The sequence below is a fragment of the Confluentibacter flavum genome, assembly GCF_002843175.1.
GTDB lineage: Bacteria > Bacteroidota > Bacteroidia > Flavobacteriales > Flavobacteriaceae > Confluentibacter > Confluentibacter flavum.
Map to the genome: position 1 here is coordinate 201,287 of NZ_PJEO01000014.1, position 12,421 is coordinate 213,707.

The window sequence follows — 12,421 nt, forward strand, 5'->3', positions numbered from 1 at the left end:
ATTCATATTAAAATCAGCTACTTTTGGCAAAACCTTTATTACTAACCCTCAGGTTTTATGACACTTTAGTTTATGTGGTTGAAAGTAAGTTGCGAATTGGTATTCGATATTGAAATACCTACCCCTTTTATATTAATGTTACGCCCAAGAAGCGGAGCTCAGCAATGGGTAGCTCGAGAAATTTACAAAATAGAACCCAATCTACAAGCCTATGAATATACGGATACTTTTGGTAATTTATGTCAACGGGTTTTAGCTCCTGCAGGACAGTTTAAAGTGTATACCGAAGCCGATGTAAAAACAGCTGAGTTTATTGATGTGGATCCTGGTGCTCCTTTTATAGACATTCAGAATTTGCCTGATGCTATGTTAAATTATTTATTACCCAGCCGCTATTGTGAGTCTGATCGTTTCAGTGATTTGGCCAATAGCATTACAACCAACCAATTACCTGGCTACGATCAAGTAGCTGCCATAGAATCTTGGTTACGAGATACCATAAGTTATATTCCTGGCAGTAGTGACTTTGCAATTTCGGCCATAGAGGTTAATTATAGACAAAGTGGTGTATGCCGGGATTTAGCCCATTTAGGTATTGCCTTGTGCCGTAGTTTAAGCATCCCAGCACGTTTGGTTGTGGGTTATTTGCATAATTTACAACCGATGGATATGCATGCTTGGTTTGAAGCCTATGTAGGTGGACGATGGTATATTTTTGATGCGACACAAACCGAACATAAGGGAGGCTATGTATCTGTGGGATATGGACGAGATGCTGCCGATGTACCTATGTTTAATCAATTTGGTCCTTCGGTATTCCCTTTAAAGCAAGTGATAACAGTAGTAGAGTTTGAAAACGGGAAATAAATTACTATGAACTTGAAGTCCATAGATTTTGTTTTACAAACTAAAGGTCGCCAGATTATGGAACTTAATTCATTTGCCACGAATGACACAAATTAGCTCGAATTAATTTGTGAAAATTTGTGTAATTCGTGGTTAAGTTTTTAGAATCTGAAACCGCAAAATGTTTCACGAATACCAAAACAATAACAACTAATGCGTATAGGGAAATGCACTAAAAGCGCATAGTTTTAACTGTGTTTGGTACCAAATCAAAAAATTATTTCTTCAAATCAATCTGTTTCAAATTCTCGATACGGTTTCTTACTAAAAAGTCGTCAATGGTTTCAAAATGCTCAATAACACGTTGGTCTTTAAACTCAAATACTTTTTGTGACAAGCCTTGAAGAAAATCACGGTCGTGCGACACTAATATAAGTGTGCCTTCAAAGTTTTTTAAGGCTTCTTTTAAAACATCTTTCGATTTTAAATCCAAGTGATTGGTCGGCTCATCCAGAATCAGCAAATTAACAGGTTCTAAAAGGAGCTTCACCATCGCCAATCGGGTTTTTTCCCCACCAGAAAGGACACTGACTTTTTTATCTATATCGTCCCCTCTAAACATAAAACCTCCTAAAATGGTTTTTATTTGGGTACGGATATCGCCTTCGGCAACTTCATCAACGGTTTGGAAAATAGTTAAGTTTTCATCCAATAAAGACGCTTGATTTTGTGCAAAATAACCCACTTTCACATTATGTCCCAACGCACATTTGCCTTCAAAATCAATCTCGCCCATGATGGCTTTGATCATGGTAGATTTTCCTTCGCCATTCCTACCAACAAACGACACTTTTTCGCCGCGGGAAATAGACATATTGGCATTTTTAAACACCACATGGCCATCGTACGATTTTGATAAATCTTTAACAGTCACTGGATAATCCCCTGAACGTGGTGCTGGGGGAAATCGTAATTTTAAAGCAGACGTATCAACTTCATCAATTTCTATGATTTCCAGTTTTTCCAACATACGCTCACGCGAACTAACTTGATTGGTTTTAGAATATGTGCCCTTAAAACGTTCAATAAAAGCCATATTGTCCGCTATAAATTTTTGTTGTTCGTTATATGCTTTAATTTGGTGGGTGCGCCTATCTTCCCGCAACTGTATATAATGCGAATAATTGGCTTTATAGTCGTAAATACGCCCCATAGTGACCTCAATGGTTCTATTGGTAATATTATCAATGAAGGCTTTATCGTGTGAAATTACCATAACAGCTTTGGCCTTATTTAGTAAAAAATCTTCTAACCAAATAACCGATTCTATATCGATGTGATTTGTTGGCTCATCCAACAGGATTAAATCGGGTTTTTGCAATAATATCTTTGCCAACTCAATACGCATACGGTAACCACCACTAAACTCACTGGTTAGGCGTGAAAAATCTTCGCGTTTAAAACCCAAACCACGTAAAGCTTTTTCAACTTCGGCATCATAATTTACATCTTCTAGAGCATAGAATTTTTCACCTACATCAGATACTTGCTGGATGATTTTCATATAGGCATCAGAATCATAATCCGTTCTAGTTTCCAATTCTTTATTTAGGCGTTCCATCTCGTCACGCATCTTAAAAATATGGGTAAAAGCTTTGGAAGCTTCTTCAAAAACAGTGCAATCATCTTCGGTCAATAAATGTTGAGGCAGGTAAGCAATAATAACATCCTTTGGATAGCGAACACCACCCCGACTGGCTTTTTGTTCACCAGCAATAATTTTCATCATCGTAGATTTTCCTGCGCCATTTTTACCCATAAGGGCAATTTTATCATTCTCGTTTATGGTAAAAGACACCTCACTAAATAAGGCACTTCCGCCAAACTCTACTGCTAAATTATCAACTGAAATCATCGTATATTTTTTGAAGTTGCAAATCTATGAAAAGATGTTAGATTATAGACCGCTACGCTTTTAGATTTTAGACTAAAGCCACTAATTCCACTGATTCTCACTAATTTTAAAATAAGTGATCTTAATCATCTGTTATAATTTGTGCAATTCGTGACAAAAAAACTAAACTTTAGACCGCTTTGCTTTTAGACTTTTAGACTACAATCTTGGGGAGATATTTATTCTTTTATCTCTAGTCTAGCGTCTTACATCTCAAAAAAAGACTATCTTCGCGCCTTATTTTAAAAAAACGACCACATGAAACGTATTGGCGAGTACAAGAAATTGTTTAATATTGAAAAGGACATCGACCTTAAAGAACTAAAATCTACTTACAGAAATTTAGTGAAAGAATGGCATCCTGATAAGTTTCAAAAAGGTGATGAAAAAGCTGTTGAAGCAGAATTAATGAGTAGACAAATCATTGATGGGTATCACTTTTTAGTAAGTATTGCCCCAGAAACCAAAGCTGCTAATTTAGATGAATATAATGAAACCATTAACTCTGCAATAATAGACTGGCAACATAAAGGCATGGTTTTAGAATTAACCTTTTTAGATGGCAATACTTATGAATTTTTCGGTGTTAACAAAGCCTTATTTACTAAGTTTTACCAATCTGGTACATTAACACGTTTTGCCAAGCGTAACATTTTCAATACCTATACTTACAGGAAAATTAAAAAAAGTGAAGTGGAAGCTTAGATTTCTAGACTTCTTAGATTACTTGGACTTCTTAAATTTTTAGACTTGTTAGAATATTAGATTTGTGAGATTATCAGACTGTGATTAGATACTAATGATAATTTTCTATAATCTATATTGAATATTACCAATTATAGAGAAAGGTTTCTAAAACTTTAGACATAATAACAGAAGGGTTGAAAAACAACCCTTCTGTTCATAATAGAGTATTGGCTAAGCTCTATTTTTCTTCATTATAATCAAACGTAATGACTATTTTTCCGGTTTCCTTTCCTGGAATTACTTTAAAGTTCATGTCGCCTTTAACCTCCATACCTGTACCGAGTTCGGTCAATTTAACGCTTATTGTTGGTTGATCTCCAGAGCCAATGAGTTCAGCTTTAGTCAGCTCACCACTCCAAAGCACAGGACCAAACGTATGCTTAAATGTATAAATACCAGGTGTGATGCTATCAAAAACATATTCATTAATGCCTTCATAAGTCATTTTCCGTTCAATCAAAGTGCCACCCCTATATCCAATACTAATACCGCTGGAAAGTTCAATTTCTGCACCTGTTCCCATGGTGTTTTGCGTTCTTTCCTTGTAATAATCTGTTCCACTATCAAATGCCTCCACTTCAAAAACATATTTTTCGCTCTTGTTTAAACTATGTATCGTTGTTGAATACCCATTATAAACCATATAATTATTATAAAGCTTATTGGGTTCTATACCATATCGAACCACGTAGCCATCTGCTCCAGCTACAGGTTGCCATGTAATTGTGGCATCGCGGGTATCATCAGGATTTCTAACAACCATTACATCTTCAACTATGGTATATTTGGCGACATCAGGATTACCAAAAATCCGTAAATCTTTCACAGCAAATTTTCCTTCATCATGGGTAAACACATTGGTTAATTTTACATACCGCGCATTAGTTGGTTCTGCCAGTTCGATGTAATCGTGTCGTAAATCTTGTGTGTTATTGCTCTTATCAACAATCTTCGACCAAGTATTATTATCGTTAGAAACCTCAATGGTATAAGACTGGTAGCGCTCTAGATGGGCCGCAGGCCCAAAACCTCTTCCTATTTGCACATTTGTATCATGTCGGTCCCAATTGACCTGCAAAGCATGGATTTGACATTCTTTTCCAAGATCTACTGTCATATATTCGCCCGGATTTCCTGTTTCTGCACACCAAAAGGTCATAAAATTTTCATCAACGGCGTTGGCAGGTTTATAGCCATCTAATGTAGAAGACACTTCTACATATTTCTTGTGTGATAAAAGCATCCAATTGGTGAAATTATTATCGACTGCATCTCTCTTTATCCCAGGATAATATTGAGGATAATCGCCAAAAGCGGTATTGGAATACATGATGCCTTCAGCATCCACATCCGTAGGAAATAAGGCTATCTCAGAGCCTCCTCTTCCACCATAATAAGATGGAATCATACAAATAGTCCACAATTGTCCGTTTTTATCTTTGAATGTGCTACCATGCCCTGCCCCTGGTGCAAAACCTGTGGTTTTGAATGTGAGCGGATTGTGTGGTGAATATTCAAACGGCCCCATAGGATTGTCCGAAACATAAACGCCGTGAGAATAGGATAAAAATTCTAGACCAATAGCTGCATATTGCAAATAATATTTACCCTTGTGTTTTGTTACCCATGGGCCTTCTATCCATGGATATTCCTCAGCATAATACTCCCTATGATCAAAAAATGGGAATATAACATCATCTTTTCTTCTGCGCTCAAAACCATGCTCTTCATAATTACCAAAGAAACAAATTTTTGGTTCACCTATTTCCTTGAAGGTCTTAGAATCCAGTTCAACCACCATGAAGGGCATTATTTGAGACCATCCGTAATACATATATAACTTGCCATCATCATCTAAATACATATTGGCATCTCCATATCTGTCACTATCAAAAGTACCGGCCTTTGCCCATACACCACTTTTTGGATCACTAGAAGAGAACACGTCTTTTTGGTTCATGGCACAGGCATATAATGTTCCATCAATATCGACAACAGATACCACACCACCAGGAAAATTAGGGGCATCCACATACGTCCAATCCCTCATATTACCTGAATACCAATAGCCCCTACTACCAGTAACAAAAAGATAGTAATCGTCTTCGTAAATAAGAACAACAGGTTCACCGCCCCGTCGGGCTCTTTCTGACCCCACAACAACGTTAAGTGGGTTACAAAACGTTTGAGGACTATCTGTTATCTGAATGGTAAATGCTTCTGTTTTTTCGGGGCTTGTGGAATCGGTGGGCTCCTTTTTACAGGACATGCTAATGCAGGCAAGTAACATCAGTGGAATGACCACTTTAAATGCTGTTTTTTTCATGATTAATTAGTTTAGTTTTTTAGTTGATTGCCAATTTTTAACTCATGGAATAAGTAAAATTCATTTTTATTGAACATTTTTGGTGGTACAAAAACGCTGTAGACATAACATTAACCATTGTTTTGGCAACCTACTAATTTAGTGTATTTTCTTCTAAAAATAAAGCTAAATACTTGTTTTTTGACCTGCTATTCAATCATTTTAAAAAAATTACACCAATTGATCATTTGTTCTTTTCCTCAATCCATTTACTCATATATTTCGTGCTTTGCATGGTTTGATGTTGTAACATTTGACCTGTAAAATTATCCAAACGATGTATTTGAAGATTGTTTTGTATCGAGGTTAACTTAAATATAAAATCTAAAACAAACAGTTGCTTATCAAAGCGGGCATTCATAATCTGAAAGCCATTTTTTTGGTTACCTCTCCAAAAAATTTTGCCTGTATATAATTCGATGGCTTTATTTGCAAATTCTTCAGTATCATCGGCTATAAACCCGTTAGGCTCAAAATTTCCAAACATACCTTCAGCAGCAATTGTGGTCATCACGCACGGCGTTCCATTTAACATGGCATCAATAAGCTTGCCTTTCAATCCAGCACCAAAACGTAATGGTGCTAAACACACTTTTGCGTGCTGCATAACGGTTTCCAAATCATCAACAAACCCTTTAATAATAAACCCGTCCTTTATATTATTAAGTTTAAGTACTTTATCTGAAGCATACGCGCCATAAATATGAACTTCTATTTTGGGTAATCTTTTTCTAATTAAAGGCCAAATGTGTTCTTTTAAAAACAAAACAGCATCATAATTAGGCGCATGCAAAAAATTACCAATAGAAATAAAGTGCTCCCTTTCGTTAAACTTTGGCAGATTGCGCTTGGTTTCCATAGCGACTGTCTCGGTTAAAAATGGCAAATAATACAAAAGATGTGAATTGACTTTGAATTGGTTTTTTAATATTTCTATTTCTTCCTCTGAAATAACAAGTGTAACATCACATCTATAAATACTTGCTATTTCCCGTTTTGCGGTATCATTAAATAAATAAAATTTATCAAACAGAACCTTATTCTTTAGTGCTTCTTCCCTGCCTTTCCTTAAACAATGCAAATCTTCGGTATCTAAAACCCGCAGAGCATCTGGGCATTGCTCAGTAACTCGCCAACCAAATTGTTCTTCGGTCATAAATCTATCGAAAACCACAACATCTGGATGTAACTTTTTTACGAACCCATCAAAACTAGAGTTGTTTAGTTCTATTGGAACTTGTTTTATTCCAAGGGTTTGAAGATTGAATGCATTATCAGTTTTAGCACATGCACTAGCAAATGTAATTTGGTAGTTTTGGGATTGAAATATGTCAATAAGTTGCATCATTCTGCTACCTGCCGCAGAGCTTTTGGGTTCTGGCCAAACAAAACCAATTATCAAGAGCTTTTTTGATGCCACTAATACTGGGTATTTTATTATATAAATTGAAACTCCAATTATAAGGTAGAGCCTATGCTTATAAAAACATTATTCAGGTTGAGGTTCCAAGCTGTATTTTAAACGAACCTGTTTAGCCCAATCTATAACAGATGTCATTTGTGCCTCTGTAAGTTTTGCATCTGTATGTGTCCATGTATAAGAATCTAAAGGCATCTCTTTTTTCTCGATCATTTCAATAAGCTCTTCGAACTTATGGTCTTTACGTTTTGTTGAAGTTCCCTCCCATTTTGAGATATTAAAATGCTTTTTTCCATCGTTTACGTGATCTGCCAACCAATAATTTACGGGAGTAATATTATTATACCAAGGGTATATAGTAACATCGCTATGACAGTCGATACAACTAACTTCTAAAATACGTTTCACTTCGGCAGGTGGGTTGGTCTCTGCATAAAAGGCATCCATAGAAGCCATATCACCTTCATTTTTTTCTGGTCCAAAAAACTGGGCAATAACAAATAGTACAAGTAAAGCAATAAGTATCTTTTTTAATATCTTCATGATTATTTATATTTAAAGTTTAAAAATAGTAAAATAAATCGATGACTAAAGAAGAATTTTATAATGAATTGACAAAAATAAGCGCATTGCGAGACAGCCGGCTAAACTGTGCGCAACTTGTTAAAAATGATATGAAGTTGTTTCCTTATCTCATTGAGATTTTATTTAACGTAGATGATAAAAAGTCTTGCCATGCTGCTTGGGTTTTTGAATTTGTTTGTGAAGATTATATTTATGCGCTCATTCCGCATTTGGATACCTTCACTAAAAACATTCATAAAGTACATTTAGAATCTGCAATTCGTCCGGTCTCAAAAGTGTGTCAATTCATGGCAAAAGCTTATTATTCCAAAGAAAATAACACTTTTAAAAGATTGCTTTCTCCAGAACATAAAGAACGCATTGTAGAAACCTGTTTTGATTGGATGATTAACAAACATAAAGTCGCAACCAAAGTATTTGCTATGGAAACGCTGTTTCTTTTCGGACAAAATAATGCTTGGATACATACCGATTTAAAACACATTTTAGAGCAGGATTTTCAAACCCAAAGTGCGGCATATAAATCCAGAGCCAAACATATTCTTCATAGAATGAAAAAAAATACCTAATTCATAGATTTGAAAAATAAAAAATCATAAATGGTAAGTCGGAAATCGTAAATCAAAACCGTATCTTTGCAAATTGTAAAAAACAACCAAATATGTCATTATCACAACTAAACGCCATCTCACCCATTGATGGAAGATATAGAAATAAAGTTAACGAATTAGCGCCTTATTTTTCGGAAGAAGCTTTAATAAAATATCGTGTTTTAGTAGAAATAGAATATTTTATTGCGCTTTGTGAAATCCCCTTACCTCAACTGAAAAACGTTGATTCTAGTGTATTTGAAAATTTAAGAGGTATTTATAAAAACTTTTCAACTGAAGATGCTCTAGCTATAAAAGAGATTGAAAGCGTTACAAACCATGATGTTAAAGCGGTTGAATATTTTATTAAAGAAAAATTTGATGCATTGGGGCTGTCTTCCTTTAAGGAATTCATTCATTTTGGCTTAACATCACAAGATATAAACAATACAGCCATTCCTTTAAGTATTAAAGAAGCGGTGAACAACGTATATATTCCAGAATATTTAAAAGTTGTAAACAAACTTAAAACGTTAAGCGACGATTGGGCTGCTATTTCCATGTTGGCGAGGACTCACGGACAACCAGCATCTCCAACCCGATTAGGTAAGGAAATAGCCGTTTTTGTGGCGCGATTAGAACAACAGTTCAATTTATTACAACACATTCCACATGCTGCTAAATTTGGTGGTGCTACGGGTAATTTTAATGCGCATCATGTTGCTTTTCCAAATATGGATTGGCAAGCTTTTGGATGTAAATTTGTTCAAGACACTTTAGGTTTACACCATTCCTTTCCAACGACACAAATTGAGCATTACGACCACATGGCAGCTTTATTTGACAATTTAAAACGCATCAACACCATTTTAATAGATTTAAATAAAGATATATGGACGTATGTGTCCATGGATTATTTTAAACAAAAAATCAAGGCTGGTGAAATAGGTAGTTCTGCCATGCCACATAAAGTAAACCCTATTGATTTTGAAAACAGTGAAGGTAATTTAGGCATTGCCAATGCTGTTTTTGAACATTTATCAGCTAAACTTCCTGTGTCTAGATTACAACGCGATTTAACCGATAGTACTGTATTGCGAAATGTGGGTGTCCCATTTGGACATACGTTAATTGGATTTAAATCTACTTTAAAGGGATTGAATAAATTATTATTGAACGAAAGCAAATTTGCTGATGACTTAAATAATAATTGGGCCGTTGTAGCAGAAGCTATCCAAACTATTTTACGTCGGGAAGGTTTTGCAAACCCTTATGAAGCGTTAAAAGGATTGACCAGAACGAACGAACGAATAAATCAAGATTCTATTTCAAATTTTATTGATACCTTGGAGGTTTCCAATACAATAAAAGAAGAATTAAAACGTATAACACCTAGTAATTATACTGGGATTTAGAATATAAAACATGTTAACAGACAAACAGTCATTACTACTTTGTGGCCTGATGGCGATGGGTATTTTTGTAGCAGGAATACTTAGTATTCTTGGGAATTTTGTTGTGTTAACTCTGCTTACCATTATCTTTTTAGCGATTGTTATTAATCTCTTTTTTTGGAAACATCCAAAAGAAGAAAGTGATGAAGAACCTGCTGAATAAAAAACTAGGGCTTTCCAAAACTGGAAAGCCCTAGTTTTTTAAATTATTTAATAATCTTTATTTAAAAAAAGTCATCAGGTCTTTAAATTGCGACGTATCAACATTTGAACTTTCAAATAATTGTCCCAATGTCATCATTTTCTCTGGACTCATATCCTCCCCCAAAACGCGTACAATACCAAAACCCATATCTTTTGAGCTTCCAAAGATGATAAATTCATCAGCTTCATAATCATCTCCAACATACTTCACTGCTATTTTAGCTCCTTCATAACTGAAATCGATTAGTTCATTGTATTTTTCGTCATTTAAAATGGTTATAACTTTTGCTAATTCCGAATTAAACACATCAACATTTGTTGAGTCTATTTTATAACCTAAAAAATTCAATCGTTTTACCGAATTGTAAGCTTCTCTTTGTTCTGCTGTTAATTTAGATTCGTCAATATTCAACATAGATATTGGCACATCTTGTGCCAAAAAATTATTAGTTTCTTGATGCTCTACAAAATAACGTTGCATTGTTAAACCATCATTACAGCCAACTAAAAAGAAAGCTGCAATAATGGTTATTACTATATATTTGATGGATTGATGCATGACTATATTATTTCTTTTTCTCTAAATGCTGACCTCCAGGAATATTCATTTTATCTGTAAGTCTAGATATTTCGTTTAAATCGATGTCACCCGTAAGCGATACCACAACGGTTTCAATTTTTCGTTGTTGACCATTAATATCAACACCATTGCTTTGCATAACTTTATCAATACCGTTTACAAAAATCAACAGTTCTTTAACGTGGTCTGAATCTTTACCCTCCTTTATATAGAATTTCACCTCGGCACCATTGTCTTTAACCTGCATTAATTCTTCTAAAGAACTTGAACGCGATTTAACCCATTTTGAGATATCGGCTGAAATCGTTTTGTTATCGGTCACTATGGTTTTAAAACTGGTGATGCTTTTTACCATATCCATATAAGCTTTAGCTTCAGCGTCATCAACATTAATACCCATTTTCGCTATCATTTGAAACATTTTAGGTTGAATGGACACAAATGTGACGTCTGAATTACCATTATATTTATCAAAAATATCCTGAGCCATTGCTGATATTGGCAATAACATGATTGCCATTACTACTACTGTTATTATTTTTTTCATGAGCGTTGTTTTTAAATTATTCATTATTTGTGTGTTCGTTTTTTATTGATTTTTTTTAAAAATTATACTTGTTCCCTTTTCAATTTCATTAAGATATCCTAATGTTGAAGCCCCTTTATCATATTCTTCAAGGTAGCTAATTGTAGAAGTTCCTTTATTGAAATTTTTAGAAATCATTTCCAACGATTTTGATACCTCGTTGAAAGCTAGTTCTGGGTCTTGAATAGTACCTAAATCATTATTAATAGTCGATTTTAAGTACACTCCCAACATAAGAACCGCTACCGCCGCAACAGAAATCCATTTATAGTTAAATACTTTTTTAGTCTCGATAGCTATCGGGATTAATGGAACGTCCTTAGTAAATTGCTCTTGTTGGTTTACCAAAAAATACGCAAACATTGGTTTATATATCTCTAAATGGGGCGCGACGGTTTCTTGCGAAAAGTAGTTTTTTAACTCTTGCTCTTCTTTTAGGGATGTTTCTCCGTTTTCATACTTTTCAAGTAATTCTTCTATATTATTTAATACCATAACTGTGTGTATTAGTTAATTTTTCTCTTATTGTTTTCCTAGCTCTAGATAAGGTGACGCGTACTGCTGTGTTATTCATATCCAGCATTTGGGCAATCTCATCAAAATCGTATTCTTCTATATCCCTTAGTTGAATGACCATTTTTTGTTGCTCTGGTAATTCTTCTATAATTCTTGATACCCAATTAACACTATCATTTAATTCAACCTGCTTTTGTAATGATGTGCTATTATCTTCATAATTGCTATGTACAATTTTTAAATTTTGTGATTGTTTGGATTTCAACTTATCAAAACAAAAATTTTTAGTCATCGTCATTGAAAAAGCTTCCACATTCTTGTACTCCTCAATCTTTTCTTTATTACTCCATAATTTCAACAAAATCTCTTGTGTGGCATCTTCTGCTTCCTCAGTAGATATAAGTAATCGCTTTGCTAAACGAAACACTTTATCCTTAAATGGCATCACAATATTTAAAAACTCTTTTTGAGTCATTACTTCGGTTTGATTAGTTTTAAAAATAACTTAGTTATGGTTATTTGAGATTACGACGAACGACCATCTATTTTGTTACAAAATATTTATATTTACATA

Annotated in this window: 13 protein-coding genes; 5 read left to right on the forward strand and 8 right to left on the reverse strand. The window is 34.6% G+C overall.

Annotated features, from left to right (window positions below):
* Positions 1-72: 72 nt before the first annotated feature.
* Positions 73-867, forward strand: coding sequence for a transglutaminase domain-containing protein (locus CSW08_RS03890; RefSeq protein ID WP_106658590.1), 795 nt, complete (start codon positions 73-75; stop codon positions 865-867).
* Positions 868-1,123: 256 nt separating this feature from the next.
* Here CSW08_RS03890 and CSW08_RS03895 read toward each other — a convergent pair whose 3' ends face one another.
* Positions 1,124-2,761, reverse strand: a complete 1,638-nt coding sequence (locus CSW08_RS03895; protein WP_106658591.1) for an ABC-F family ATP-binding cassette domain-containing protein — start codon at positions 2,759-2,761, stop codon at positions 1,124-1,126.
* Positions 2,762-3,058: 297 nt separating this feature from the next.
* On the opposite strand from CSW08_RS03895, the gene CSW08_RS03900 reads away from it, so the two are divergent.
* Entirely contained in the window at positions 3,059-3,505 is a 447-nt protein-coding gene (locus tag CSW08_RS03900) for a KTSC domain-containing protein (protein WP_106658592.1), read from the forward strand.
* Between the two features lie 220 nt (positions 3,506-3,725).
* On the opposite strand, the gene CSW08_RS03905 is transcribed toward CSW08_RS03900, so the two are convergent.
* The 3 genes from CSW08_RS03905 to CSW08_RS03915 all read right to left on the reverse strand — a co-directional run bounded on the left by CSW08_RS03905 (position 3,726) and on the right by CSW08_RS03915 (position 7,875).
* A complete protein-coding gene (locus CSW08_RS03905; RefSeq protein ID WP_106658593.1) occupies positions 3,726-5,873 on the reverse strand; it encodes a family 43 glycosylhydrolase in 2,148 nt (715 codons plus the stop codon).
* A gap of 223 nt (positions 5,874-6,096) precedes the next feature.
* Positions 6,097-7,332 carry a glycosyltransferase gene (locus CSW08_RS03910; protein ID WP_238987196.1) on the reverse strand — a complete coding sequence of 412 codons (1,236 nt, stop codon included), beginning with the start codon at positions 7,330-7,332 and terminating at the stop codon, positions 6,097-6,099.
* A gap of 69 nt (positions 7,333-7,401) precedes the next feature.
* Positions 7,402-7,875 carry a heme-binding domain-containing protein gene (locus CSW08_RS03915; RefSeq protein WP_106658594.1) on the reverse strand — a complete coding sequence of 158 codons (474 nt, stop codon included), beginning with the start codon at positions 7,873-7,875 and terminating at the stop codon, positions 7,402-7,404.
* Positions 7,876-7,916: 41 nt separating this feature from the next.
* On the opposite strand from CSW08_RS03915, the gene CSW08_RS03920 reads away from it, so the two are divergent.
* The 3 genes from CSW08_RS03920 (at position 7,917) to CSW08_RS03930 (ending at position 10,124) form a co-directional block, all read left to right on the forward strand.
* Positions 7,917-8,486 (forward strand): adenylosuccinate lyase, encoded by a 570-nt coding sequence (locus tag CSW08_RS03920; protein ID WP_106658595.1) that lies wholly within the window; start codon positions 7,917-7,919, stop codon positions 8,484-8,486.
* Positions 8,487-8,578: 92 nt separating this feature from the next.
* Entirely contained in the window at positions 8,579-9,922 is a 1,344-nt protein-coding gene (purB, locus tag CSW08_RS03925) for an adenylosuccinate lyase (RefSeq protein WP_106658596.1), read from the forward strand.
* A 10-nt stretch (positions 9,923-9,932) separates the two neighbouring features.
* Positions 9,933-10,124, forward strand: coding sequence for a hypothetical protein (locus tag CSW08_RS03930; RefSeq protein ID WP_106658597.1), 192 nt, complete (start codon positions 9,933-9,935; stop codon positions 10,122-10,124).
* A 57-nt stretch (positions 10,125-10,181) separates the two neighbouring features.
* Here CSW08_RS03930 and CSW08_RS03935 read toward each other — a convergent pair whose 3' ends face one another.
* The 4 genes from CSW08_RS03935 to CSW08_RS03950 are packed head-to-tail and all read right to left on the reverse strand — an operon-like array spanning position 10,182 to position 12,322.
* Positions 10,182-10,724 carry a DUF4252 domain-containing protein gene (locus tag CSW08_RS03935; protein WP_106658598.1) on the reverse strand — a complete coding sequence of 181 codons (543 nt, stop codon included), beginning with the start codon at positions 10,722-10,724 and terminating at the stop codon, positions 10,182-10,184.
* 7 nt (positions 10,725-10,731) lie between these two features.
* Positions 10,732-11,292: a DUF4252 domain-containing protein gene (locus tag CSW08_RS03940; protein ID WP_106658705.1), complete on the reverse strand. Its 561-nt coding sequence runs from the start codon at positions 11,290-11,292 to the stop codon at positions 10,732-10,734.
* 42 nt (positions 11,293-11,334) lie between these two features.
* Entirely contained in the window at positions 11,335-11,826 is a 492-nt protein-coding gene (locus CSW08_RS03945; protein WP_106658599.1) for a hypothetical protein, read from the reverse strand.
* Positions 11,813-12,322 carry an RNA polymerase sigma factor gene (locus tag CSW08_RS03950; protein ID WP_106658600.1) on the reverse strand — a complete coding sequence of 170 codons (510 nt, stop codon included), beginning with the start codon at positions 12,320-12,322 and terminating at the stop codon, positions 11,813-11,815. The genes CSW08_RS03945 and CSW08_RS03950 overlap by 14 nt, the downstream gene beginning before the upstream one ends.
* Positions 12,323-12,421 lie beyond the last annotated feature (99 nt).

What these genes read in the sequence shown, in the direction of transcription:
- CSW08_RS03890 (WP_106658590.1), top strand. Translation starts at nt 73, where the DNA reads ATGTGGTTGAAAGTAAGTTGCGAATTGGTATTCGATATTGAAATACCT.
- CSW08_RS03895 (WP_106658591.1), bottom strand. Translation starts at nt 2,761, where the DNA reads ATGATTTCAGTTGATAATTTAGCAGTAGAGTTTGGCGGAAGTGCCTTA.
- CSW08_RS03900 (WP_106658592.1), top strand. Translation starts at nt 3,059, where the DNA reads ATGAAACGTATTGGCGAGTACAAGAAATTGTTTAATATTGAAAAGGAC.
- CSW08_RS03905 (WP_106658593.1), bottom strand. Translation starts at nt 5,873, where the DNA reads ATGAAAAAAACAGCATTTAAAGTGGTCATTCCACTGATGTTACTTGCC.
- CSW08_RS03915 (WP_106658594.1), bottom strand. Translation starts at nt 7,875, where the DNA reads ATGAAGATATTAAAAAAGATACTTATTGCTTTACTTGTACTATTTGTT.
- CSW08_RS03920 (WP_106658595.1), top strand. Translation starts at nt 7,917, where the DNA reads ATGACTAAAGAAGAATTTTATAATGAATTGACAAAAATAAGCGCATTG.
- purB (WP_106658596.1), top strand. Translation starts at nt 8,579, where the DNA reads ATGTCATTATCACAACTAAACGCCATCTCACCCATTGATGGAAGATAT.
- CSW08_RS03930 (WP_106658597.1), top strand. Translation starts at nt 9,933, where the DNA reads ATGTTAACAGACAAACAGTCATTACTACTTTGTGGCCTGATGGCGATG.
- CSW08_RS03935 (WP_106658598.1), bottom strand. Translation starts at nt 10,724, where the DNA reads ATGCATCAATCCATCAAATATATAGTAATAACCATTATTGCAGCTTTC.
- CSW08_RS03940 (WP_106658705.1), bottom strand. Translation starts at nt 11,292, where the DNA reads ATGAAAAAAATAATAACAGTAGTAGTAATGGCAATCATGTTATTGCCA.
- CSW08_RS03945 (WP_106658599.1), bottom strand. Translation starts at nt 11,826, where the DNA reads ATGGTATTAAATAATATAGAAGAATTACTTGAAAAGTATGAAAACGGA.
- CSW08_RS03950 (WP_106658600.1), bottom strand. Translation starts at nt 12,322, where the DNA reads ATGACTCAAAAAGAGTTTTTAAATATTGTGATGCCATTTAAGGATAAA.